Source organism: Lysobacter sp. Root76 (assembly GCF_001428685.1).
Lineage (GTDB): Bacteria > Pseudomonadota > Gammaproteobacteria > Xanthomonadales > Xanthomonadaceae > Lysobacter.
Genome location: NZ_LMIK01000005.1, coordinates 680,504 through 704,210 on the forward strand (window position 1 = coordinate 680,504; position 23,707 = coordinate 704,210).

At 65.5% G+C, this 23,707-nt stretch carries 23 protein-coding genes; 8 read left to right on the forward strand and 15 right to left on the reverse strand.

What is annotated here, in order from left to right:
* Positions 1-105: 105 nt before the first annotated feature.
* The 7 genes from ASE10_RS10320 to ASE10_RS10350 all read right to left on the reverse strand — a co-directional run bounded on the left by ASE10_RS10320 (position 106) and on the right by ASE10_RS10350 (position 6,316).
* Positions 106-1,488 carry a leucyl aminopeptidase family protein gene (locus ASE10_RS10320; RefSeq protein WP_055908320.1) on the reverse strand — a complete coding sequence of 461 codons (1,383 nt, stop codon included), beginning with the start codon at positions 1,486-1,488 and terminating at the stop codon, positions 106-108.
* Positions 1,485-2,216, reverse strand: coding sequence for an HAD-IA family hydrolase (locus tag ASE10_RS10325; protein WP_055908323.1), 732 nt, complete (start codon positions 2,214-2,216; stop codon positions 1,485-1,487). Before ASE10_RS10325 ends, ASE10_RS10320 begins: the two co-directional genes overlap by 4 nt.
* A gap of 77 nt (positions 2,217-2,293) precedes the next feature.
* The gene (locus ASE10_RS10330; protein ID WP_235565897.1) at positions 2,294-3,313 is read right to left on the reverse strand and encodes an AI-2E family transporter; all 1,020 of its coding nucleotides are present in this window, start codon (positions 3,311-3,313) and stop codon (positions 2,294-2,296) included.
* A 107-nt stretch (positions 3,314-3,420) separates the two neighbouring features.
* Positions 3,421-3,825, reverse strand: a complete 405-nt coding sequence (locus ASE10_RS10335; RefSeq protein WP_055908329.1) for a hypothetical protein — start codon at positions 3,823-3,825, stop codon at positions 3,421-3,423.
* 46 nt (positions 3,826-3,871) lie between these two features.
* Entirely contained in the window at positions 3,872-4,438 is a 567-nt protein-coding gene (locus ASE10_RS10340) for a phage holin family protein (RefSeq protein ID WP_235565888.1), read from the reverse strand.
* Between the two features lie 8 nt (positions 4,439-4,446).
* Complete coding sequence (locus tag ASE10_RS10345) at positions 4,447-4,809, reverse strand: hypothetical protein (RefSeq protein ID WP_055908332.1); 363 nt, start codon at positions 4,807-4,809, stop codon at positions 4,447-4,449.
* Positions 4,810-4,885: 76 nt separating this feature from the next.
* A complete protein-coding gene (locus tag ASE10_RS10350; protein WP_055908333.1) occupies positions 4,886-6,316 on the reverse strand; it encodes a Do family serine endopeptidase in 1,431 nt (476 codons plus the stop codon).
* Positions 6,317-6,924: 608 nt separating this feature from the next.
* On the opposite strand from ASE10_RS10350, the gene ASE10_RS10355 reads away from it, so the two are divergent.
* The 3 genes from ASE10_RS10355 (at position 6,925) to ASE10_RS10365 (ending at position 10,810) form a co-directional block, all read left to right on the forward strand.
* The gene (locus ASE10_RS10355) at positions 6,925-9,078 is read left to right on the forward strand and encodes an adenosylcobalamin-dependent ribonucleoside-diphosphate reductase (RefSeq protein ID WP_055908336.1); all 2,154 of its coding nucleotides are present in this window, start codon (positions 6,925-6,927) and stop codon (positions 9,076-9,078) included.
* A 288-nt stretch (positions 9,079-9,366) separates the two neighbouring features.
* Complete coding sequence (locus ASE10_RS10360; RefSeq protein WP_055908339.1) at positions 9,367-9,909, forward strand: hypothetical protein; 543 nt, start codon at positions 9,367-9,369, stop codon at positions 9,907-9,909.
* A gap of 115 nt (positions 9,910-10,024) precedes the next feature.
* On the forward strand, positions 10,025-10,810 hold the full coding sequence (locus ASE10_RS10365) for an NrdJb (RefSeq protein ID WP_055908342.1): 786 nt from the start codon (positions 10,025-10,027) through the stop codon (positions 10,808-10,810).
* A 1,059-nt stretch (positions 10,811-11,869) separates the two neighbouring features.
* Here ASE10_RS10365 and ASE10_RS10370 read toward each other — a convergent pair.
* The 3 genes from ASE10_RS10370 to ASE10_RS10380 form a co-directional block, all read right to left on the reverse strand.
* Positions 11,870-12,211 (reverse strand): cyclophilin-like fold protein, encoded by a 342-nt coding sequence (locus ASE10_RS10370; protein WP_200945883.1) that lies wholly within the window; start codon positions 12,209-12,211, stop codon positions 11,870-11,872.
* Positions 12,212-12,406: 195 nt separating this feature from the next.
* The gene (locus tag ASE10_RS10375) at positions 12,407-13,627 is read right to left on the reverse strand and encodes an MFS transporter (RefSeq protein ID WP_055908345.1); all 1,221 of its coding nucleotides are present in this window, start codon (positions 13,625-13,627) and stop codon (positions 12,407-12,409) included.
* Between the two features lie 46 nt (positions 13,628-13,673).
* Entirely contained in the window at positions 13,674-14,708 is a 1,035-nt protein-coding gene (locus tag ASE10_RS10380; protein WP_055908348.1) for an alpha/beta hydrolase, read from the reverse strand.
* 132 nt (positions 14,709-14,840) lie between these two features.
* Between ASE10_RS10380 and ASE10_RS10385 the strand changes: the two genes are divergently transcribed.
* Positions 14,841-15,725 carry a LysR family transcriptional regulator gene (locus ASE10_RS10385; protein ID WP_055908351.1) on the forward strand — a complete coding sequence of 295 codons (885 nt, stop codon included), beginning with the start codon at positions 14,841-14,843 and terminating at the stop codon, positions 15,723-15,725.
* Between the two features lie 150 nt (positions 15,726-15,875).
* Here ASE10_RS10385 and ASE10_RS10390 read toward each other — a convergent pair whose 3' ends face one another.
* The 3 genes from ASE10_RS10390 to ASE10_RS10400 all read right to left on the reverse strand — a co-directional run bounded on the left by ASE10_RS10390 (position 15,876) and on the right by ASE10_RS10400 (position 18,462).
* Positions 15,876-16,793 (reverse strand): alpha/beta hydrolase, encoded by a 918-nt coding sequence (locus ASE10_RS10390; RefSeq protein ID WP_055908354.1) that lies wholly within the window; start codon positions 16,791-16,793, stop codon positions 15,876-15,878.
* Positions 16,794-16,869: 76 nt separating this feature from the next.
* On the reverse strand, positions 16,870-17,508 hold the full coding sequence (locus tag ASE10_RS10395) for an SDR family oxidoreductase (RefSeq protein WP_055908559.1): 639 nt from the start codon (positions 17,506-17,508) through the stop codon (positions 16,870-16,872).
* Between the two features lie 24 nt (positions 17,509-17,532).
* Positions 17,533-18,462 carry an alpha/beta hydrolase gene (locus ASE10_RS10400; RefSeq protein WP_055908358.1) on the reverse strand — a complete coding sequence of 310 codons (930 nt, stop codon included), beginning with the start codon at positions 18,460-18,462 and terminating at the stop codon, positions 17,533-17,535.
* Positions 18,463-18,640: 178 nt separating this feature from the next.
* On the opposite strand from ASE10_RS10400, the gene ASE10_RS10405 reads away from it, so the two are divergent.
* On the forward strand, positions 18,641-19,582 hold the full coding sequence (locus tag ASE10_RS10405) for an AraC family transcriptional regulator (protein ID WP_200945884.1): 942 nt from the start codon (positions 18,641-18,643) through the stop codon (positions 19,580-19,582).
* Between the two features lie 325 nt (positions 19,583-19,907).
* Here the strand turns inward: ASE10_RS10405 and ASE10_RS10410 are convergent, their stop codons facing one another.
* Positions 19,908-20,465, reverse strand: coding sequence for a hypothetical protein (locus ASE10_RS10410; RefSeq protein WP_157480838.1), 558 nt, complete (start codon positions 20,463-20,465; stop codon positions 19,908-19,910).
* A gap of 434 nt (positions 20,466-20,899) precedes the next feature.
* The gene (locus ASE10_RS10415; protein WP_056304824.1) at positions 20,900-21,556 is read right to left on the reverse strand and encodes a phytanoyl-CoA dioxygenase family protein; all 657 of its coding nucleotides are present in this window, start codon (positions 21,554-21,556) and stop codon (positions 20,900-20,902) included.
* On the opposite strand from ASE10_RS10415, the gene ASE10_RS21035 reads away from it, so the two are divergent.
* The 3 genes from ASE10_RS21035 to ASE10_RS10430 all read left to right on the forward strand — a co-directional run bounded on the left by ASE10_RS21035 (position 21,533) and on the right by ASE10_RS10430 (position 23,674).
* The gene (locus ASE10_RS21035) at positions 21,533-22,117 is read left to right on the forward strand and encodes a metalloregulator ArsR/SmtB family transcription factor (RefSeq protein WP_235567552.1); all 585 of its coding nucleotides are present in this window, start codon (positions 21,533-21,535) and stop codon (positions 22,115-22,117) included. The genes ASE10_RS10415 and ASE10_RS21035 overlap by 24 nt on opposite strands.
* Positions 22,118-22,127: 10 nt before the next feature.
* A complete protein-coding gene (locus ASE10_RS10425; protein WP_200949787.1) occupies positions 22,128-22,595 on the forward strand; it encodes an SRPBCC family protein in 468 nt (155 codons plus the stop codon).
* A 212-nt stretch (positions 22,596-22,807) separates the two neighbouring features.
* A complete protein-coding gene (locus ASE10_RS10430; RefSeq protein WP_082586091.1) occupies positions 22,808-23,674 on the forward strand; it encodes a trypsin-like serine protease in 867 nt (288 codons plus the stop codon).
* Positions 23,675-23,707 lie beyond the last annotated feature (33 nt).

Below are 23,707 nucleotides of genomic sequence, written 5' to 3' on the forward strand. Positions count from 1 at the left end.
TGGTGCGGGCCGGCTGGATTCTAGTGACGGCTGTCACAATCTCGGCCCAAGCCGCGCACTCTAACGGGTATTTGTTGTGCCTGAAAGCGTTTTAAGCGTGCCGCTTTACTGCCCCGGATTCGCCTGCGATTGCAGCAGGGCGTAGGCCGCGCGCAGGCCCTGGGCCTCGCCGCCGGCGGGGCGGCCGGGGCGGTCGGCGTCGTTCCAGCTGTACACGTCCAAGTGCGCCCAGGGCAGGGCGGCCGGGACAAAGCGCTCCAGGTACAAGGCCGCGGTGACCGAGCCGGCCATCTTCGAGGGCCCGGCATTGGCGATGTCGGCGATCGGGCTGGTGAGGTAGCGCAGGTAGGGGCGCCACAGCGGCATCCGCCACAGCGGGTCGCGCTGCTGCAGGCCGGCGTCGAGCCAGCGCTGGGCCAGGGCTTCGTCGTTGCTGTACAGCGCCGGCAGGTCCGGGCCCAGCGCGATCCGCGCCGCGCCGGTCAGGGTCGCGAAGTCCAGCACCAGCGCCGGCGACAGTTCGCCGGCGTGGGTCAGCGCGTCGCACAGCACCACCCTGCCTTCGGCGTCGGTGTTGTCGATCTCCACGCTGATGCCCTGGCGGGTGGCGATGACCTCGCCGGGACGGAAGGCGTCCGGGCCGATCGCGTTCTCCACCGCCGGCACCAGCAGGGTGATGCGCAGCGGCAGCTTGCGCGCCATCACCAGTTCGGCCAGGGCGATCGCGTGCGCGGCGCCGCCCATGTCCTTCTTCATGTTGCGCATGCCGTCGGCCGGCTTGAGGTCGAGGCCGCCGGTGTCGAAGCACACGCCCTTGCCGACCAGGGCGATGTGCGGATGCGCCTCGTCGCCCCAGCTCAGGCGGATCAGGCGCGGCGCGCGGTGCGAAGCGCGGCCGACCGCGTGGATCGCGGGGAAGTTCTGCGCCAGCAGTTCGTCGCCGGTGACCGCGTCGATGCGCGCCCCGTGCTGCTGGGCGATCTCGCGCGCGACCGCTTCCAGCTGCTCCGGCCCCATGTGCTCGGTCGGAGTGTTGATCAGGTCGCGCACGCGCAAGCAGGCGGCGAGCACGGCGAAGGTTTCGCTGTTGTCGCCGTCGACCAGCAACAGCGCCGGCGCGCGCGGCGGCTGCTTGTAGCGGCTGAAACGGTAGCTGCCCAGGCCCCAGCCCAGGCGCAGCGCGGCCAGGGTCGCGGCGTTGGGCGCGCCTTCCACGCGCCAGGTCCGCGCCGGCAGGCCGAACGCGGCATGGCTGTACGAATACGGATCCAGCGCGTCGGCGATACCGAGCACCGCGCCGCCCAGGCCGCCGTCGGCGGCGGGCAGGCTCAGCAGCGTGCCCGGCGAGGCGTCGAAGCCCTGCGCAGCGATCCAGGCCGCGGCCGGCGCCGGCAGCGTCGCGCGCCAGGCGGCGAAGTCCGCGCGCGCGACCAGATGCAGCGGCAGCGCGTCGGTGGCGGAGTCGGTAAAGCCCAGGGGCAGGTTCATGCGGCGGCGGTATCCGGGGTCTGGGCCGCGTCCAGCCAGTCGGCGAGCGCGGCGAGGGTGTCGAATTCGAGGTCGGGACGCAGGCCGGCATGCGGCCATTGGCGGCGTTGGCCGGCGCCGTCGACGCGGTTGATCCAGCAGCTGCGCAGCCCGGCGCGGTGCGCGCCGACCACATCCAGCTCGATGTCGTCGCCCACGTGCAGCACGTGCTGCGGCTCGCAGTCCAGGCGCGTGCAGGCGGCGTGGAAGATGCTGGCGGCCGGCTTGGCTTCGCCGTGTTCGCGTGCGCCGAGCTGGAACCGGAACAGATGCATCAGCCCGATCCGTTCCAGATCGGCATTGCCGTTGCTGAGCGCGGCCAGCGGCACGCGCGCGGCCAGGCGGTCCAGCGCAGCCAGGCTGTCGTCGTAGTGCTCGACCTCGCAGCGCGCGGCGAAGAACACATCGAACGCCGGCGCGACCAGGGCCGGATCGTCGCCGGAATCGCGCAGCATGCGTTCCAGGGTGAGTTTGCGCTGGTGCGTGAAGTCGTGCGCCAGGTGCGGGTGTTCGGCCGCGACCTGATCGCGCAGGGCGCGCATCGCGGCGGCCGGCCAGCGCTCGGCGGTGCGCGGGGCGTGTTGGCGCAGCCATTCGCCCAGCACGCGTTCGGCGTGGATCATCACCGGGGCGATCGGCCAGAGGGTGTCGTCGAGATCGAGGGTGATGGCGCGGACGGGGAAAGTCATCCCGCCATTTTAGCGCGTATTGCCTGTGCGACCCCGCCGGATCCACGGCGAACGCCTGGGGGTTTTCACCCAGGCCGTCACTCCAGCAGCTTGGACCACTTTTCCAGGCTTTCGATCCGCGCCAGCACCAGCTTCACGCAGACCAGCATCGGCACCGCCAGCAACAGGCCGACGATGCCCCACAGCCAGCCGAAGATCATCAGCGCCAGGATCAGCACCAGCGGCGACAGGCGCATGCGCCGGCCGAGCACGATCGGGGTCACGATCTGGCCCTCGATGGTGTGCAGCACCAGGTACAGGCCGGCCGGCAGCAGCGCGCGCCAGACCTCGTCGAAGGCGACGAAACCCATCAGCAGCATGGTCACCATGCCGATCAGCGGGCCGACATACGGCGCGAAGTTCAGCACCGCCGCCATCGTGCCCCACAGCAGCGCCTCCGGCAGCGGCACGCCCAGCCAGAACAGCGCGCCGGCCAGGGCCAGTCCCAGCGCGGTGTTGATCAGGCTGATGGTGAGCACGTAGCGCGAGATCTCGCGCTCGATCGACTGCAGGATGTCGACGGTGACCTTGCGCTCGCGCAAGCCCGGCAACAAGCCGATCGCGTTGCGCTGCAGGCTTTCGCCGTAGACCATGAAGAAGAAGGTCAGCAGCACCACCGCCAGCACCGAGGCCACGTACTTGGGCGTGGAGGTGAGCGACCTGTAAGGGTCGTTGAGCTCGGTCTTGACCACCTGCACCGGCTTGGCCGTGCTTTCGCCGCCGGCGGCGCGGGCGATGTTCTGCGCGGCGCGGTTGGCTTCCTGCATCGGCCTGGTCATCTCGCGCAGTTTCGGCGCGAGCTGCTTCATCTCGCGCGGCACCTGGCGCACCCACTCGCCGGCCGGTTCGATCAGTTGATTGGCCAACAGCCCGGCCGCCGCCAGGCCGCCGATCAGCACGATCAGCGCCCCGGCGAAACGCGGCAGCCACAGCTTGTGCAGGCCGCGGATGATCGGGTTGCCGATCAGGGCGAAGAACGCCGCCAGCAGGATCGGCAGGATCAGCGCCTGCGCGGCCCACAGGGTGGCGCCGACCGCCAGCGTCGCCAGCACCACCACCGAAGCCGGTGCGCGCGGCCGCGGCGGCGAGCGCCGCGCGCCGCCGTCCTCGTTCGGTGCAGGTGCGGCGGGCTCGGGTTCGGGGTCGTTATCGGCAGGCGCGGCGTTCAAAAGTCGATCGGGTCGGCAGTGGAACGCACAGCTTGCACCGTCGCCTCGGCGCGCGCCATGACGGCTTCGTCACCGTCCTCGACCGCGGCGGCGACCGCCTCGGTGTTCTCGGCCGCGCGCTCGGCCTGGCCCGCGGCGACGCCGGCCGTGGTGCCGGCGAACAGGCTCGACAGCATCGACACCATCTGCATCAGGCCGCCGCTCTTGGCCGCCACCCGCAGAGGTTCGGCGCGGCCGACCACGAAGCCGCTCGCCAGCCCGGCGATCACGATCCGGCCGGGCGTCCAGGTCTCGCGCCAGGAGCCTTTGATCCGGTCGAAGTGGGCGACCAGGCGCCGCTCCTGTGCCTCGACCACGTCCTCGGCCTGGTGCACCTTGGTGATCAGCTGTTCGAAACTCACGGGGCGTGCCTCGCAGGACGGTGGATCGAAGGGGATGCGCGACGGCTCAGGGCGGGGTCACGTCGATGCCGCGCTCGTCCTTGTCGCCGCCGGGCTGGTCCGGCGGCCAACGCCGGGTGGCCTCGCGCGCCGACTCCGGCGAACCCGGGGTCGGGGTGACGTCGGCCAGTTCGCCGATGCCCAGCCGCGCCAGCTGCCGGCGCGTGGCCTGCATGCGGGTATGTTCGAAATAGCGCGCCGCCTGCCATCCGGCCCAGCCCGTCACCACCAGGCTCAGCAGCGCGCTCAGCAGCAGCGCCAGCGACCACGGCATGCCCAGGCTGCGGTTGAGGAACACGATCAGGGTCGCCATCAGCAGCAACCAGGCCGAACCGCCGAACGCGATCGCCACGCCCATCAAGGCCAGGGCGCGGCCCAAGGCGCTGCGCGCCAGCGAGATGTCGGCCGCGACCAGACTGCGCAGCGCCTTGACGGTATCGCCGGCCGCGCCCAGACCGGCGCGGCCGGTATCGCCGAGCTGGCGCAGCGATTCCAGCAGATCCGGCGCCGCATCCGCCGGCGGGGGATCCTCGCCCGGCGGCTGCGGCTCGCGTTCGTCCCCCGTGACTTGCATGCGGCGGCTTACTTGTCGCTGCCGCGGGCGAGCTTGGCGATGATGAAGCCGGCCGCGAAGGCCACGCCGAACGAAGCCAGCGGACGCTCCCGCACCAGCTCGGCCGCGCTTTCGATCAGGTCGCGGCCCTTGTCCATCAGCACGTCGACCTGCTCGCGCGCTGCGCCGCCCGCGTGCTCGGCGGCGGCGATGCCCGCCAGCGCGCCGTCGGCCAGGTCGGCCTTGACGTTGGCCTTGCCGATCTTGAGTTCGTCGCCCGCCGCGCCGGCGGCGCCGCGGATCGCCACGCCGGCGTCGGCCGCGGCTTGTTTGAGGTGAGATCCGGCTTCACCGAGGTTGGCCTTCATGGCGTCGGTCGAGGTAGGGGTCATTGCGTTCTCCTGGGAATGGGGCGGAACTCGTCGGCGGTACGCGTCCTTGCGATGATCGCTCAACCGCAGGACCGCGTTATTGCATCAGCAGATTGGCGACAGCGCCGCCGCGCATGACGCGCAGGACCAACTGTGCCGGAGGCCGCGTGAAGCTCGCGCGGAAGCCCGGCAAATCGTCGAAATCGCCGGCATTGGCCGCGATCACCACGTCGCCGGCGCGCAGGCCGTTGCGTTCGGCCCGGCTGCCCCGCGCCACCGACTCCAGCAGCACGCCCGATGCGCCGGCCTGGCGCAGGCGCTCGGGCAGCTCGGCGAAGCGGGCGCCGGCCAGGCGTTCGTCGAGTTCGTTGCCCGAGTAGGCCTTGGGTTGCTCGCGCAGGGTCGCGGCCAGCTGCAGCGGCTTGCCCTCGCGGCGCACCTCCAGCGACACCCGCCCGCCGATCGGCTGCAGGCCCTCGAAGTTGCGCAGCGCGTCGCGGCTGTCGATGCGTTGTCCGTTGGCGGCCAGGATCACGTCGCCCGGCTTCAGCCCGGCCGCGGTCGCGGCGCTGCCGGCGAACACCCGCGTCACCAGCGCGCCGCGCGGCTCGTCCAGCTTCAGCGCCTGCGCCAGCGCGGCGTCCACGTCCTGCGATTCCAGCCCCAGCGAACCGCGCCGGACCACGCCGTCGTTAGCGATCAGTTGGTCCTTGATGTTGCGCGCCAGATTGGCCGGGATCGCGAAGCCCAGGCCGATGTTGCCGGCCATGCTGCCCTGCGGATTGAAGCTGGCGGTGTTGATGCCGATCAGCTCGCCGTTGAGGTTGACCAGCGCGCCGCCGGAATTGCCCGGATTGATCGAGGCGTCGGTCTGGATGAAGTTCTGGTAGCCCAGCCCGCGCAGGCCGCTGCGGCCGACCGCCGAAACGATGCCCGAGGTCACCGTCTGGCCGATCCCGAACGGATTGCCGACCGCGACCACGAAATCGCCGACCTTGAGCGCGTCGGAGTCGGTCAGGCTGAGCGCGCTCAGGTTCTCGGCCGCGATCTTCATCACCGCGATGTCGGTGTCCGGGTCGGAGCCGACGAAATCGGCCTTGAGCGTGCGCCCGTCGCTGAGCGTGACCGAAACCGCGTCGGCGCCCTCGATCACATGGTGGTTGGTCAGCACGTAGCCGTTCTTGGCGTCGATGATCACGCCCGAGCCCAGCGACTCGTTGATCCGCTCCTGCGGCACGTTCGGGAACATGCGCCGGAACATCGGATTGTTGGCGAACGGGGTGCGCACGGTCTGCTTGGCGTGCACGCTGACCACCGCCGGCGTCACCCGCGCCAGCATCGGCGCCAGCGACGGCACCGGCTGCCCGCCGACCGCGGTCGGCAGCGCCGATACCGCCGGCAGCGCGGCCGCGGCGGGCGAGGCCTGGGCCGGCGCCTCCAGGCCGTCGCGGATCGCGGTCGCGGCGAAACCGCCGAAAGCGGCGGCCAGGGTCAGGGCGAGCAAGGTCGGCAAAGGACGAGGACGCATCGTGAAACTGTTCCGGTTGGGTTCGGTGATGGGGGCCGGCGGCCGGGCAGAACCGCCCGCCGCGGGTTGCTGAACGGCAGTGTCCGGCAACGGCGTTAAATATGCGATGAAGTGTTCCTCTTCAGGGTTCGTATGCACGGCCTGCACACGAGGTGTGGCCGTATTTGGCAGGCGTTTTCGTAACGCGCGCGTGTGGCGTTCAGCCTCGTCCCGACACGTGACTGCGATCAAAAAAACCGTTGACACCGTCCGAGGCCGGGCGTAGCTTGAGGCCTCGCTTCGACACTACATGTAGTGGTTGCCGCAGCGACGGGAGCCCAAGCTTAGGGGTTCGGCTTGGGTCGGTTAGGCGCCAACGGGGGGCGGCGCATGACAGGAGCAGGCTCGGCCCGATGCCATCACACAATCTCGCACGCGGCGCGTAATGGCGCGATCGCGCGCGTAGCCGTCGGTGGCCAGCCACCATCGCGGCAGCGGCAGGCAACAGGCACCACCCACGGTGTAACAGCGTTCCCAGACACACCCCGATTACCAGCAATCACAAACAAGACTCACCCGGCGGCGGGCGCAACAGCACGGCCCGCCCCAGTTAAGGAGACAGGACAGGCATGAGTACGGTTCGCCTCGAGGCGGTCAAGACGGAAGCGGCTGACAAGGACATCCCGCTGCAGCCCGCATCCCAGGACATCTGGGACAAGAAGTACCGGCTGAAGACCAAGACCGGAGAGGCGGTGGACGCCGACATCGACTCCACCTACCAGCGCGTCGCCAAGGCCCTGGCCGACGCCGAGCCCACGTCCGAGAAGCAGCAGTACTGGTTCGAGCGTTTCGTCTGGGCCCTGCGCCGCGGCGCGATCCCGGCCGGCCGCATCACCTCCAACGCCGGCGCGCTGGAGCACAAGCCCGCCACCTCGACGATCAACTGCACCGTCTCGGGCACCATCGAAGACTCGATGGACGGCATCCTGGAGAAAGTCCACGAAGCCGGCCTGACCCTGAAAGCCGGTTGCGGCATCGGTTACGAATTCTCGACCCTGCGGCCGCGCGGCGCCTTCGTCGCCGGCGCCGGCGCCTACACGTCAGGTCCGATGTCCTTCATGGATATCTACGACAAGATGTGCTTCACCGTGTCCTCGGCCGGCGGCCGTCGCGGCGCCCAGATGGGCACCTTCGACGTCAGCCACCCCGACGTGAAGGACTTCATCCGCGCCAAGCGCGAAGACGGCCGCCTGCGCCAGTTCAATCTGTCGCTGCTGATCACCGACGGCTTCATGGAAGCGGTCAAGACCGACGCCGACTGGCCGCTGGTATTCCCGGTCAACATCAAGGAGCGCGGCGACCTCGACCTCAACGACGCCGAAAAGGTCGTCTGGCGCGAGTGGCCGACCCACAAGAACTACATCTCCCGCGACGACGGCCTGGTCGCCTGCAAGATCTACGGCCACATCCGCGCCCGCCATCTGTGGGACATGATCATGGTCTCGACGTACGACTACGCCGAGCCCGGGTTCATCCTCATCGACCGCGTCAACGAGATGAACAACAACTGGTGGTGCGAGACCATCCGCGCCACCAACCCCTGCGGCGAACAGCCGCTGCCGCCCTACGGCGCCTGCCTGCTGGGTTCGGTCAACCTGACCAAGTTCGTGCGCAACGCCTTCACCGACCAGGCGCAGTTCGACTGGGAGGAATACAAGGAAGTCGTGCGCGTGTTCACCCGCATGCTCGACAACGTGGTCGAGGTCAACGGCCTGCCGCTGGAACAGCAGCGCGCCGAGATCATGCGCAAGCGCCGCCACGGCATGGGCTTCCTCGGCCTGGGCAGCACCGTGACCATGCTGAAGATGAAGTACGGCTCCAAGGCCTCGTGCGAATTCACCGAGCGCATCGCCCGCGAAATGGCCGTGGCCGGCTGGGAAATGGGCCTGGCCCTGGCCAAGGAGAAGGGCGCCGCCCCGATCATGGAAGAGCGCTTCGCCGTCACCGCCGAAATGCTGCGCAAGCGCCCGGAGATGAAGAAGGACGGCTGGAAGGTCGGCCAGGAGATCCCCGGCAAGCTCCTGCACGCGCGCTACTCGCGCTACATGCAGCGCATGGCCGAAGTCGCCCCGGAACTGGTCGAGGAACTGGCCGAGGCCGGCGCCCGCTTCACCCACCACAGCTCGATCGCGCCGACCGGCACGATTTCGCTGTCGCTGGCCAACAACGCCTCCAACGGCATCGAGCCCTCGTTCGCGCACCACTACAGCCGCAACGTGATCCGCGAAGGCAAGAAGTCCAAGGAAAAGGTCGACGTCTACTCGTTCGAACTGCTCGCCTACCGTGAGCTGATCAACCCCAAGGCGATGCCGTTCAGCGAAGACGCCGCCACCCAGCTGCCCGACTACTTCATCTCCGCCGACGACATCACCCCCAAGGAACATGTCGACGTCCAGGCCGCCGCCCAGAAATGGGTCGACAGCTCGATCTCCAAGACCGCCAACGTCCCCACGGATTACCCGTACGAGGACTTCAAGGACATCTATCGCTACGCCCACGAGCAAGGCCTCAAGGGCTGCACCACCTTCCGCTTCAACCCGGCGGCCTTCCAGGGCGTGCTGGTCAAGGAAGCCGACCTGGAGAACACCACCTACCGCTTCGAACTCGAAGACGGCAGCCTGCTCGAGGTCAAGGGCAACGAGCAGATCGAGTACGACGGCGAAATGCACACCGCCGCCAACCTGTTCGACGCCCTCAAGGAAGGCTATTACGGCAAGTTCTGACCGCCTCCCGCGCCTGCCCCTCTTTTGAAGAGGGGGGGCAGGGGGATCACCGCGCCGGCGCAGCTGCGCGCGGGACCCGGTTCGGAGCTCGCGGTTTCACGGCGGAGGCGACCGTTTTCATCGCCTCACGCACCGCCCGGCCAGCGGTGCGCGTTCAGGCCAGGCCGGATGCGCGTGCGTGACATCACTGTTATTTGCGCGCGCAGCGGGTATAGCATCGTTCCCGCAACACCCCGATTACACATAGCCAAGACGTAACGCCGAGAAAAGCGCCCACGAGGAGGGCATATGAGCAACGGTAATGGAGTGACGGCGACCCTGACCCAGGCCGCCGAGAACGTCAAAGAAACCGCGTCCAACATCGGCAGCGCCATCGCCACGCGCGCCGAAGACGCGGTGAAGTCGGTCAAGAAGACCGCCACCAAGGCCCGCAAGGCCGCCAAGAAGGCCGTCGGCACCGCCAAGAAGAAGCTCGCTACGGCCAGCGCCAAGGCCAAGAAGGAAGCGACCGCGCTGAAGGCCAAGGCCACCGGCAAGAAGCCGGCCAAGAAGGCAGCGAAGAAAGCCGCGAAGAAGGTCGCCAAGAAGCCCGCGGCCAAGAAGGCGGCGAAGAAGGTCGCCAAGAAGCCGGCGGCTAAGAAGGCAGCGAAGAAGGTCGCCAAGAAGCCGGCAGCCAAGAAAGCCGCCAAGAAGGTCGCCAAGAAGGTCGCCAAGAAGCCTGCGAAGAAGGCGGCCAAGAAGGTCGTCAAGAAGGCCGCCAAGGCCGCGAAGAAGGTTCCGCGCCAGCCGGCCAAGAAGAAGGCCGTCAAGAAGGCCGCGAAGAAGATGTAAGCCCGTGCTCCACCCCCTCTCCCGCTCGCGGGAGAGGGTCGGGGCGAGGGCCGCGCCGCAGTCGCGCAACACACGCCAAAACTAGAAAAGCGCCACCGCAACAGGAGTCTGGCCCATGGCCGTCAAGATCGAAAAGAAAATCAAGGGCTACAGCGTCGTCACCCCGGAAGACAAGGCGAAGGAATCGGCCCGGTCCGAAGCCGCCGCGCGCAAGGTCGAAGAACTGCCCAGCGCCGACGTCATCCAGATGCACGAGCGCATCGAGCGTCCCGAGATCCTGATCGGCTCCACCTACAAGATCAAATCGCCGCTGTTCGAGCACGCGCTGTACGTGACGATCAACGACATCGTCCTCAACGCCGGCACCGAGCACGAACTGCGTCGTCCCTTCGAGATCTTCATCAACTCGAAGAACATGGACCACTTCCAGTGGATCGTGGCCCTGACCCGCATCATGTCCGCCGTGTTCCGCAAGGGCGGCGACGTCACCTTCCTGGTCGACGAGATGAAGGCCGTGTTCGACCCGCGCGGCGGCTACTTCAAGCCCGGCGGCGTCTACATGCCCTCGCTGGTCGCCGAAATGGGCGCCATCGTCGAGGACCACCTCAAGTCGATCGGCATGATGCACGACCCGGAAATGAGCGACGCCCAGCGCGCCCTCATCGCCGAAAAGCGCTCCGCCTACGAGCAGCGCTCAAAAAAAAACTCTGACGTAGACCCGGTCGGCGTCGTCGCTCCCGCTGCCGCCGGCGAGGGCGGCCACGAAGACATCGAAGTCACCGGCGAAGGCGTGTCCTTCCCGCCCTCGGCGACCATGTGCCACAAGTGCAGCACCAAGGCCGTGGTGATCATGGACGGCTGCGCGACCTGCCTGAACTGCGGTTACTCCAAGTGCGGTTGAGCGCAGGCATGCGCTGCTGCTGAACAACTGTTGTGTGCGAGCACTCATAAGCTGCCACTCATAAGCTGCGACTGCGAGCGCCCATAAGCTGCTACCAGACTTAATCATATGTTCCAGGGGCTCTTCGGAGCCCCTTTTTTTTGGGATGCCAAGGATTGTTCGCAGTCTGCGCGACTGCTCCAAGAGACGCTGATCGGGAATCAGCATTCTATGGAAGACCACCATGACCATGCTGGGCGAAAGAACCAGAGCGCTCTTACGGGTAATCTCTTGGGCCTTGGCAGTCATTGGCCAGAGACTATTCCGGCCGAGAGCCACTGACTACAGCGCCCCACACGCCGACCTGCCGTCACCTACGTCGGAAATCAGCGGAGTACCGCCTCATAAATTGCGAAGGCAGGGGGCAACACTCCAAGTCAGAGCTGAGGAGCCACACCAGTGATGCAAGAAACATCGCTTAGTCATGATCCAGAGGCCCTAGAAGCTGCTTCGGCGCGACGTCGCGCTGAACTAGCGAGAAGCTATCTAGTGGAGGCGGATGTTCTGAGCAAACTGGATATCGATTATGAAACCCTCGTTGCGTGTCGACAGGCCCGAAGGCTCCTTGCCGTCTGGTATCAGCCCGAGAATCGCTACCTATACCCCCTTATCAGTTCAATGAAACTGGGGTAATTGCCGAGGTGGAACCATTGTTGGGGTATCTGCTTGAAGGAAGCACCGGGTCGGGCTGGAGCGAGGTCGAGTGGCTGATGACGCCCCATGCGCTTCTGGAAGCGCAGAGGCCCGTAGAATTACTCTCATTCGATCCGGCTAAGGTACTTTCGGCGGCAGAGGTTGAGTTCATCGAAGATCGAGATGCCGGTTGGTGATGGCCAATTATGGTGTTGGTCAGTGGAGCGCTGGTTTAGAGATCAATAGCTGCAGTCCGCTTTCGGCCAGAAGCGGACACTGGCACCACGTTGATAGTCGATCCTATTTCTGAGGCAAGGACCAGCACTGAGAGCGCGCGCGGCTTCGCCATTTTGATGTGGAATTTCCTGATGGGTTGACTCATCGGACCTACTGTTCCGAGAAGACCACCCGACTGCCGCGCGCGCCAAGCATGCGGCTCAGTTCATCGGGATCGTCCACGCGTCCCAAGCGGGTGTAGGCGTAGGAGGAACGGAAGGTCTTGTAGAACAAGACGACCGTGCTGGAGCCGTAAAGCATCAGATCCCCGTTGTGGATCGTTCCCGGCCGCGTGGCTTCGGTGGGGAGCGCATGCGGCAAGTCGGCGTGTTTCTCGTTGCCGTTGAGCTCGGCCATGTCCAGGGTCAGGGGAAGCCGGGCCGCGAATGCCTTCGCGGCATCGGTATCTGCGAGGGTGACGGAGAAGCGGCGTTCGCCGATGGTCATCCACATGCGCGTTCTCTCCTTTGTGGCGGAGGCTCTGGCGGTATCGCGGGCCACGGCGTTGGGCGTCTCCGGCTGGGAAGCCTTGCAACTGCCCAGCATCAACACGCCAAGCACCAGGACTAGCGCGCGCAAGCTTGCCTGCCTCATCGATCGGAGTGTGGAGCACGAGGTGTTAAACGCCATCGAACGTCTCCTGCAAGGCTATTGCTCACGCGAGACTCGAGGCGTTTGCGAGCGCGATGTCAGGAGCGTCACGAAAGCACCTACCAGCAGTACGGCGGCGCTCGCCGCGAAGGTGCTCCGGTAACCGCTGCTATCGAACAACATCCCGCCCGCGGTGGAACCCAGCGCGATGGCCAGCTGCACTACGGCCACCATCAGGCCGCCACCGGCTTCGGCATCGTCCGGCATCGTGCCTGCGATCCAGCTCCACCAGCCGACTGGAGCCGCGGTGGCCAGCAAACCCCACAAGGCGAGCAAGGCGGCCACGGCGCGAACCGAGGCACCGAAGGGAATCAGGGCCAAAGCTACGGCTGCCATCAGGACAGGGATGACGATCAACGCCCGATACACGCCGCGCTTGAGGACGGCACCGATCATCGCGGTGCCGATGAAGCCGGCCACGCCGATGCCCAGGAGGATCAAGGACAGCGTGGACACACTCACGTGTGCCACGGTTTCCAGGAAAGGTCGCACATACGTGAACAAGGCGAACTGCCCCATGAAGAACGCGCCGCAGGCAGCCATGCCCAGCGCGACGGAGCGATGCTTGAGCAACCGGAATACGTTGTTGGACCCATTGCTGCGTGCGGCGGTCATCGAAGGCAAGCTGATCCACTGCCAGGCGAGGGCAACGGCGGCTACCGGGATCAGGCAGAAGAACGCACCACGCCAACCAATGACGGAACCCAGGTAGCTGCCCAGCGGCGCAGCGATCACCGTGGCCAGCGCGTTGCCGCCATTGAAGACGGCCAACGCGCGCGGCACCCGCTCGGCGGGTACCAGCCGCATCGCAGTCGCGGCGGACATCGACCAGAAGCCGCCGATCACCACACCGATCAGTGCACGGCCGAGCATGTAGACGAAGTAGTTGGGCGCGACCGCAACCACTCCGCCGGATACTGCCATCAGGCCCGTCAGCCCCAGCAGCAATGTCTTGCGATCCATGCGGCCCGCCAATGCGGAGATCGACAGACTCGTCAGTACCGCGAACGCACCGGAGATGGCGATGCCGTATCCAGCCGCGCCTTCGCTGACGCGCAAGTCGGCGGCCATCGGCGTCAGCAGGCTCACCGGCATGAACTCCGAGGCAATCAGCGCGAACACGCACAGTGTCATGGCGAAGACGCCGCCCCAGCGAGCCGGGTGTGCGCTTGCCTGATGCTGGCCGACTTCGGCAGTGGTGCTGATTGCGGTGCTCATGATTGCGTGATGTCCGGTTGCTGGAATGGGGCGGCTGCGATCGTCCTCACTTCGCCGCCAGGTTCTGCTTGAAGAAGGCCGCCAACTTGTCGAAAGGGATGAGATCCGTGCGGTCATAGAGGTCGACGTGACCCGCACCCTTCACCCAATGAAGTTCCTTCGGTTGGCCGGCCAGGCGGTACGCCTCTTCGCTGAATTCCTTCGAGTGCGCCTGGTCGCCGGCGATGAACAGCATCGGACGCGGCGAGATCGTCGCGATGTCGTTGAACGGGTAGAAATTCATGAACTTGACGTTGCTGGCCAGCGTCGGGTGCGTCGTAACTTCGGATGACGAATTCGCCGGTGTGAACTCACCGCGCGGCGTGCGGTAGAAGTCATAGAACTCGCGCTGGATCGGATGCGTGTTCGCATCGAGCTGGTGCACGGTGCCGCTGGTGTATTTCGTCGCCCCACCTTCGGCTTCGACCCAGCGCTGTTGCGCGGATTCCGCGATGATGGCCTTGCGCTGTTCGACGGTCTGCGAGTGGTTCAGTGCATCACGATTCGCCGCGCCCATGTCGTACATGCTCACGGTGGCGATCGCCTTCATGCGCGGGTCGATCTTGGCCGCGCTGATGACGAAGCTGCCGCTTCCGCAGATGCCGAGCACGCCGATGCGCTCACGGTCGATGAAGGTCTGCGTGCCCAGGTAATCCACTGCCGCGCTGAAGGCTTCGGCGTAAATGTCCGGTGCGACCACGTTGCGTGGCTGGCCCTCGCTCTCGCCCCAGAACGACTGGTCGATCGCCAGGGTGATGAAACCCTGTTCGGCCAGCTTCTGCGCGTAGAGATTCGAGCTTTGCTCCTTCACCGCGCCCATCGGATGCCCGACGATGATCGCCGGATACCTGGCCCCCGCTTTCCGGTCCTTGGGGAGAAACAGATTGCCCACGATCTTCATCCGGTATTGGTTGTTGAAGGTGACCTTTTCCGTGACCAGGCGGTCGCTTGTGTAGAAGTTGTTCGCGCCGTGGGACATGTCGGCTCCGGTGGCAATGAGGGGACTAATCAACAGGGCGCTGAGCGCCAGAAGCTTCTTCATGGGATCTCCGCTTGGGGCTCTCGGATCAGGGGGTGAGACCATTGTCCGCGCGGAGGATCTGTTTGATTAGGCGATGAATCCTTTTAGGCTCTATTAGTTCTGCTAACCAATAAGCCGTGTCACACTCGTCCCATGGCAAGACGCAACCTCAATGATTTGTTGGCATTCGTGACCGTTGCCCGGGAGGGGAGCTTCACCCGCGCAGGCGCTGTCCTCGGTGTGTCCCAGTCGGCGCTCAGTCAGGCCATCAAGGCGCTGGAGGAGCGGCTGGAGATCCGCCTGCTGACCCGAACCACGCGCAGCGTGTCGCCGACACCCGCAGGCGAACGGCTCCTACACGCCATCGGCAACCGCTTCGACGAGATCGAGGCGGAACTGGATGCGCTTACGGAATTGCGGGACAAACCGGCCGGCTCGGTCCGCATCACCAGCGGCGACCATGTCCTCCGCACGATCCTGCTGCCCAAGTTGCTGCCAGTGATGCATCGCTATCCGGACATCCACATCGAATTCGATGTGAGCTATGGATTCCGCGATATCGTCGCCGACCGCTTCGATGCCGGTGTTCGTCTTGGCGAAAGCATCGACAAGGATATGATCGCCATGCCCATCAGTCCGAAGTTGCGAATGGCCGCGGTTGCTTCGCCTTTCTACTTCGAAAAGCACCCGGTGCCGAAAGTCCCCGAGGACTTGCAGCGGCACAACTGCATCAACATTCGCTTCCCGTCAGGTGGCGTATATGTGTGGGAGTTCGAGCGCCGCGGCCGGGAGGTGAACGTGCGCATCGACGGCCAGGCGATATTCAACACCTCGCCGCACATCGTGCTGGCGGCACTCGACGGTCTGGGCATCGCGTTCCTGCCGGAAGAAGAATTCGCGCCGCACATCGAGGAAGGCCGCCTGGTCCGCGTACTGCAGGACTGGTGTCCGCCCTTCGCCGGCTATCACCTTTACTACCCAAGCCGCCGCCAGAATTCGCCTGCGTTCTCGCTCGTCGTGGACGCATTACGGGTGTAATTGCTGGAATGTCCGTTTCGGGTCGCTAGCGGCCAGAAGCGGACACCCATCAATGCCTGGGTCAAGCCGAGCCACCGAGCGACATCGGCTTGACGAATTGCGTCGTGTAGATCGCATCCCTGACGTACCAGCGGGGCGCGCACGTCCTGATTACAGGACTTCCTTGAAGAACGGCGCCAGCACCGATACCGCTTCATCCACCTGCTTGTCGCGGTCATAAAGCTGCATGTGGTTCGACCCCTCGACCACGTGGAAGCGCTTGTCCTTGCTGGCCGCACGCTTGAACAGGTCGTCGCTCATCCACTTGCTGCCGGCATTGCTGCCCGCCACGATCTGCAGCGGTTGGGTGAGGAATGCCTCGGCCTTGTGGAAAGCGTCGTAGGTGATGATCTGGTTGAGGCTGCGTGCGGTCATGTATCCAGGTGCAGTGGGATACTGGCAGCGCGGGGTGTGGTAGTACTCCCAGGCCTCCTCGAGCTCCCTGTTCGGCGCGTCCTCCTTCTTCATCGGTGCCAAAGGAAAGATCGCTTCGTCGCCGCCACCGGCCGCACCGGTGCGCGCCTTGGAGCCGATATCCAGCACTGGGGCCGCGTCGGCGTCCTGGATGTTGTTGTCCCAGCCGTTGCGGAACATCTGGCCGATGTTGACCAGGCTGACCGCGCCCACGGCCTTGATACGGCGGTCGTTGATTGCGGCATTCGCCGTGTAGCCGGCGCCCGCGCAGATGCCCATCGCACCGATGCGCGCGGGATCCACGTAAGGCAGCGTGGTCAGGTAATCGAACACGGCACTCACGTCCTCGGTCCGCACGTGCGGGTTCTCCAGCTGCCGGGGCTCTCCGGTACTTTCGCCCTGGTAGGAAGCGTCATAGGCGATAGCGACGAAACCCTGTTCCGCGAGTTTGCGCGCGTACAGGCCCGATGCCTGCTCCTTCACGCCACCGCCCGGGTGCGAAACGATGACCGCCGGGTATTTGTTGCCCTTGTCGAAACCCGGTGGGTAGTTGATGACGGCAGCAAGCGTGATGCCTTGGCCGTTGCGATTGGGGATGCTGACCTTGTCGTTCATAGCATGGCTCCGTATCTTGTCGGATGGACTTTGCTTCGGCAGGCTCGAGCAAAGCGACAGGCAGGGGTCGTTGCGCTCAATAGAAGGACGGTCTGTCGCCGTCGCTGCCGGGTTTGTTGATGCCGATACTCTTGTGCGAATAAAGAGTCGGGGAGTGGATGATCTTCACGATGACGTCGGCGACGCTTCTGCGCGACACTTCGGTTCCCTTGAAGGGCTGGCCCTTCTCGGTGATTTCGTAGTCGACTTCGTCCTCATCCTGCAGCCAGGCCGGGCGCAGAAGGGTGTAATCCAGACTCGAGCTTTCGATGGCGTCGGCGGCACGGCGGAACGGCTTGAGGTCCTCGCCGATCATCGTGCTGTTCCACTCGCCGAATTTGCCAGGCACCTCGTCGTAGATGCCCAGCGACGTGACGAAGACCAGGCGTTTGACGTGCGCGGCCTTCATCGCCGCAATCACGGCCCGCGCCTGTCCATCGATGTCCGTGCCAGTCAGATTGGCGTAGACAAAATCCTGGCCTTCCATCGCCTGCGCCAGCACGGCGGCGTCCAGCACGTCGCCTTGCACCACGCGCGCGTTGGCCGGCGCCTTGTTGCGCAGCTTGCGGGCATGCCGCAGGAACAAGGTAAGTCCGATGCCCCTTGCGCCCGTGAGGCGGTCGATCACCCAGTGCGCGATCTGGCCGCCGGCACCCAGGATCAGGATATTGCTCATGACGTGCATGGCCTGATCGATGAGTTACACATGTTTGCCGAGGAAGGGCAGGATGCGTTCCATCGCGAGATCGACCGGCTCGTCCTTGTCGTAAAGGTCGTAATGCGACCAGTCCTCCAGCGACACGAGCTGGCGGTCCTTCGACGCGGTGGAGCGGCCATACGCCTCCATGCCGTCGCGATAGGCGCCGAACGCACCGACCTTCTGCCCGATCACCACCATCATCGGCTGGGTCATCAGGGTTTCCGCGAACGAAAACGCGTCCCAGGCGAGGGTGTTCTGCGCGTGGCTGTACAGCATCCGGGTCCAGCCGCCGGGCTGCTGGCCGCGCGGCGTCTTGTAGTAGTCGGTCGCTTCCCACACGTCGCGCTCGGTCATGCCAGCCGCCTTTGCCGCTTCCGGGCTGGCTGGGAGCAATTCGTTGACCTGGAGTTCTCCGCCACGCGCTTCCTTGGTGCGTTGTGCCGCCATCGCGTTGAGCGCACCGATCGGGTCGTAGCCACTGAAACCTTCGCGGAACAAGCGGCCGATATTGACCGGCGTGATGCCGACCACGGCCTTGATGCGCTTCTCGGTCAGCGTGGCGTTGAGCGCATAGCCGCCACCGCCGCAGATGCCGAGGACGCCGATGCGATCGGCATCGACGTAGGGGAGCGTCACCGCATGATCGATGACGTGGCTGATGTCCTCGACGCGCTGCGTGGGGTCCTCGATCCAGCGCGGCGCGCCACCGCTTTCGCCCTGGTAACTGGCGTCATAGGCGATGACGACATAGCCGGCCTCGGCCAGGCGCTTCCCATAGACCGCGCTCGAAGTTTGCTCCTTGCAGCTACCAAAGGGATGGACACTGACGATAGCGGGATACGTCTTCGACGCATCGAAGCCGGGCGGGAACAGGACCAGTGCGGCGATGTCCCATGCCATGTCCTGATTGCGGATCCTGATGGGTTCCATGGGAGGCTCCGGATCGATTGCCGCGCGAGGCAGCGGGATGCCAGTGTGGCGATCCGGCATCCCCGATCCTTGCCCGTTTCAACGCTTTATTTGCACATTCCACCGTGCGGGACGCTAGGGTCGGATTGTCGGGACATACTGTTTGCCCTGCCCGGCGAGTACAGATGGGAGGCCTCCGATGCAGCCGAACGAAGATGCCAGGATGATCCTGGAGACCCTGCCCAAGGACATCGCGCAGGCTATCGCCAGGCAGGCAGTTACTGCCGGCGACCACCTGACCGGCATCCCGGCCCTCTCATTGCACCGTCGGCACGGCCCCACGGATCCGGTGCCATGCATCTACCCCCTCGGGCTGGTCCTGATCGCACAGGGCGCCAAGCAGGTCCTGATCGGCGACCGCATCCTGAACTACGCACCGGGACAGTCCATGGTCGTATCGCTGGACCAGCCCGTCATCTCGCACGTCACCCGTGCGACGGTGCATGAGCCCTTTCTCGGCCTCTTGCTCAGGTTGGACTTGCGACAGATCGCAAACGTGGCGTCCGAAATGGAAACCCCGTCTACGTCGGGTCCCGACCCGCGCGGGATTTCGATCGAGCCACTCGAGCCTGCGTTGTTGGAAGCCTTGCTGCGGCTGGTTCGTGCTCTCGACGAGCCGGAGATCACCGCCAACCTCGCGCCATTGATCGAGCGGGAAATCGCCATTCGCCTGCTGCGGGGGCCACATGGCAGACATCTTCGCCAGTTGCTGTTGGAGGAATCGCCCGACCAGCAGATCGGCCGTGTCGTCGCCTGGATGAAGCAGAACTTCGGCACAACGTTCCGGGTCGAGGACTTGGCCAACCGCGCAAACATGAGCGGCACCGCGTTCCGCAAGCATTTCCGCGAACAGACCGGAATGAGCCCGCTGCAATACCTCAAGCAGCTCCGGCTGCAGGAGGCGCGCCAATTGATGTTGAACCAGGGCGTGGATGCGGGGCGAGCGGCAGGCATCGTTGGCTACCAGAGCGCTTCCCAGTTCAGCCGTGAGTACGGACGACTCTTCGGGGCGCCACCCCAGAGGGACCTGCGGCGGATGCGTGGTCGCAAGCAGGGCGCAGGAAGTACGTTGTCCGTCTGATACGGGCTTGCCCGGCAAGGGGCGATGTCCGCTTCGGGCCGTAAGCCGTCATTGCATATCACGCGAAACCGATCGCCGCCGGCGAGCTGATCATCACTGATCGGGGCGGTGATGCATTGCCCCCGGTGCGAGCAATTGCCTAAGCGGTGAGCAGCTCTGGTGCGATTCGACTCGGGTCGAATCGCTCAATTCATGATTTTAGCTGTTGAAATATCGAGGAAACGAAAGTCGCTAGTACCTAAAATGGGGCTCTCCGGAGCCCCATTTTTTAATTTTTTGGCTGCTTCCGACCCAAAGCGGACTTCGCGCCAGCCACCAAGGCAAGTCAGTAATCGAGCGTGAAGCGACGCTGCGCGGGATCCCAATGGATGGGGATGCGCTCGCCTTTCGGCAAAGGCTCTTCGGCGGATGGATCGCAGTCGCCGCTGCACAGGCCCACCATCAGCTCGGCCTCGCACTCCCACTCGCCGGGCTTCGCGCCGGGCAGCCGGCGGCAGGATTCCTTGCGCGCGTCGAACACCTTGCCGTGGATGGTCGCCGATCGCCCAGTGGCGGTCAGCGTGATCGGTAAACCTCCGGCGTCTTCGAGCCGCTCGTACATCTCCATCGCGAGACGGCGCACGTCCGCGGCCGACGGCTCGTCGTCAGGCGCGGGCGCGCCTGCGACCGGAGCACTTTTGCTTTCGGCCACGTCAGGAACGACGGCCATGGGCGCCGTGGCGGAATCCGTGGTCGCCGTGCTCCGTCCTCCGAGCTGCGACGCCAAGGCCGTAGCCCACTGCAGCTCAAAGCCGGTGGGTACTTTCAACAGTAGCCAGCCTTCGCCACTACGACCTTCGAGCGGCAGTCCGTAACGCTCGATGAGCACCAGCGCGTCGTCCATGTTGTCGCTATCGGGCTTTACCACGACGCGCCCCGGGAGGTTGGTACCCGGAGGATCCCCCGTGGCCTCACGTGCGAACGCGTTGCCTTCGACGACAAGCGCCGTACCCTGGTACTGCACGTACTCGTTTCCTTGGGGATGGCTCCCGCAGCCAACCAGCAGCGCGACACTCAGGAGCCAGCTGGCCGCGCGTCCGCCGCGCGGCATCCATCGTACGAAGTGCATATGCGATCCCCCTTGACGCCGTAGCAGCGCCGCCCGGCAGGCAGCATGCCCGCGGATCCGGGCACCGGCAATCGGGCTGCGATGGCGACAGGTGTGCGCATCGCCGGCATGGCCTTTATCGAAGCTGCGGTTCCGGCCTTGCAGACCTTATTCCGCGTCGCCGGCATCGCAGCGATCGGGAAAGAGGCCCGACGCTTCGCCGCAGCGCCCTACGGCTCGAACCGTTCGCTGGTGTCCATCCGGATGCCGCGCAGTCGCACCGTTTCCAAGTGCGCTGCGTAGTTGGATTCCGCGAAGTAGCCGATGAGCACGGAGCGGCGGCGTAGATCGCCCGGATTGCGGCTGCCCGCGTGGGCCAGGTCGGCGTCGAACACCAGAATGTCGCCCGCAGCGCCCGCGAGTTGCGTGCCCCGGGATTCGTCGTCGGGGCCGAGCGGCGGTGCGTCGCGTGTCGGGCGATGGCTGCCGGGCACGAGACGGGTCGCGCCGTTGTCTGCGCCGTAATCGTCGAAGAAGGCCAGCGCGTTCACCGTATCGCCGGGCCGCTGCGCCGAGAGGTCGCGATGCAGCCCCTGGTGGCCGCATCCCGGCAAGGGCTCGCGACCCTCGACCTGCGCCAGGAAGAACCGTTCGCCGATCAGCGCGCCGACCGCGGCCAGCAAGCGCGGCAGCCGGCAGACCGCCTGCACGGTCGGATAATGGTCCAGCAGCGAATGACGCCAGCCCGGATCGCGCGGGACCGGCCATTGCTCCGATGGCTGCACGCCCACATCGAATGCGCGGCGGAGATCGGCCAGCCACTGCGCCGGGATTTCGCGGCGCAGCAGGACGTATCCGTCCCGATGGAGTTGCTCGCGGTCGATCATGGGCTTCCGGCTTCGCCTGCGCGTGCCGGTTCTTTTACCGGTTCGGTGCGTGGAAAGACAGCCCGAAGACGGACCAAACGTGATGAGCGGCCGCTCGGGCGCGGGCCGCCACTCGCCACGAGGCCGGCGCCGGCTGCGATTCGCGCCCATGCGGCCATCCGCTTGCAAAGCGCCTGCGCGTATTCTACAGTGAACCATATGGTTCACTATCAAGCCCGTCTCGACGCAACCTTCGCCGCGCTCTCTGACGTCACCCGACGCGGCGTGCTCGAGCACCTGGGCGGCTCGGAAGCCTCCATCACCGATCTTGCCGAAAAATTCCACATGACCCTCACGGGCATGAAGAAGCACGTCAGCGTCTTGGAGCAGGCGGGGCTGGTGACCACGGAGAAGGTCGGTCGTGTACGGACCTGCAAGCTCGGACAGCGCCGACTGGAAGAAGAAGCCGCCTGGATCGAGCGGCACCGTCAGCTCTGGAGTGCGCGCTTCGACGCGCTCGACCAGATAGTCGAACAATTGAAACGCGAGGAGAAGGCAGATGCCAAAGGGAAACGAAGGTAGTCCCGCCGTCGTGAACCGTACCGTTGTGGAGCGCAAGTCCGACTGCGAATTCGTCGCGACGCGAACGTTCGATGCTCCCGCGCGCATCGTCTTCGAAGCGTGGCGCAGGCCCGAATTGTTCAAGCAGTGGTGGGTTCCGGCATCGGCGGACCTGTCGCTGCTCTCGTGCGAAATGGATGTTCGCACCGGGGGCAAGTATCGCCTTGTGTTCCGCCATCCGGCCTTCGATGAGCCGATGGCGTTCTTCGGCACGTACACGGAAGTAACGCCTCACGAGCGCATCGTGTGGACGAACGAGGAAAGCGATCAGGGCGCGGTGACCACGGTAACGTTCGAAGAAAATGCTGGTAGGACGCTGGTCACCTTGCACGAACTCTATCCCACGGCAGCGGCCCTCGACGAAGCCCTCGCCGGTTCGGCGGAAGCCCTGCCGCAACAGTTCGCGCAGCTGGATGAGTTGCTCGCAGGTGGATCGTGACCATCGACGTATCCGCAAAGGCAGGTACGGTAGCCGGTCCGGACGGCCGCCAGGCGTCGTTCGGATTGTGGAGTGCAGAGCTGACGGGACAGGAGCGCAGGGGCGCCATCGGCCCTGGAGCCGCTGGCTAGGCGCCCATAAATTGCCGATACTCGAATGGGGCTCATCCGAGCCCCTTCCTTTTCCGACAGATCGCCTCCCGGGTGCCCCTGATGCGTTGTGCGGTCCTTTCGTTTTTTCTACTGGTCTCGTTCGGTGCCGACGCGGTCGTCATTCGGGACGACGTCCCCGATATGCGGTATCGGATGGCCGTCTCCGAATTCCCGGCTTTGGCCGACGTGCCGGGCGAGGGCCATGGGGTCCTGATCGCACCGCGGTGGGTGCTGACCGCGGCCCACGCGGTTAGCTGGCAGGAAGCGGTGGATGTGGTCGCCGTCGGCGGCACTCCCTATGCCGTGAGCCGTGTCGTCGTCCACCCGGACTACAAGAAGCCGCCCCAGTCCATGATCGACGCGGCGATCAAGTCGGGCGATTGGACGGCCTTTCTGGCGTTCATGACCGCTTCCGACGACATCGCCTTGATCGAGTTGGCCGAACCGGTGCGCGACGTGGCCCCCGCGCGCATCTACAGCGAATCGGCGCTGGGCAAAGTCGTGCGCATCATGGGGCGGGGTGCCACCGGGAAGGGCTCTCAGGGGCATCATCCGCACGGCCCGAACAGGACCGATCTGCGTCAGGGCTACAACGAGATCAGCATCTCCGAAGGCCGATGGATCGGATACACCTTCGACCCGCCGCCGGCAGCGCTTCCCCTGGAGGCCTCGTCGGGCAACGGCGACAGCGGCAGCCCTATGCTCGTCGCCGTAGGCAAGGAATGGCAGGTGGCCGGGATCTCCGCATGGAAGCACGTGCAGGGCAACCCGGTGGAAACCTGGCCGGGCAAATACGGACAGACCAATTACGGGGTGCGGGTGGAGCACTACCGCGACTGGATAGAGAAGACGATCGCGACGTTCGGGAAGTTGCCGGATCCAAACACCGGAATCCAAAAAAGCCCCGTGACGCATCGGGATCGATAGGCAGGCTCGCTAGCCGCGCTTCGTGCGCCAGCC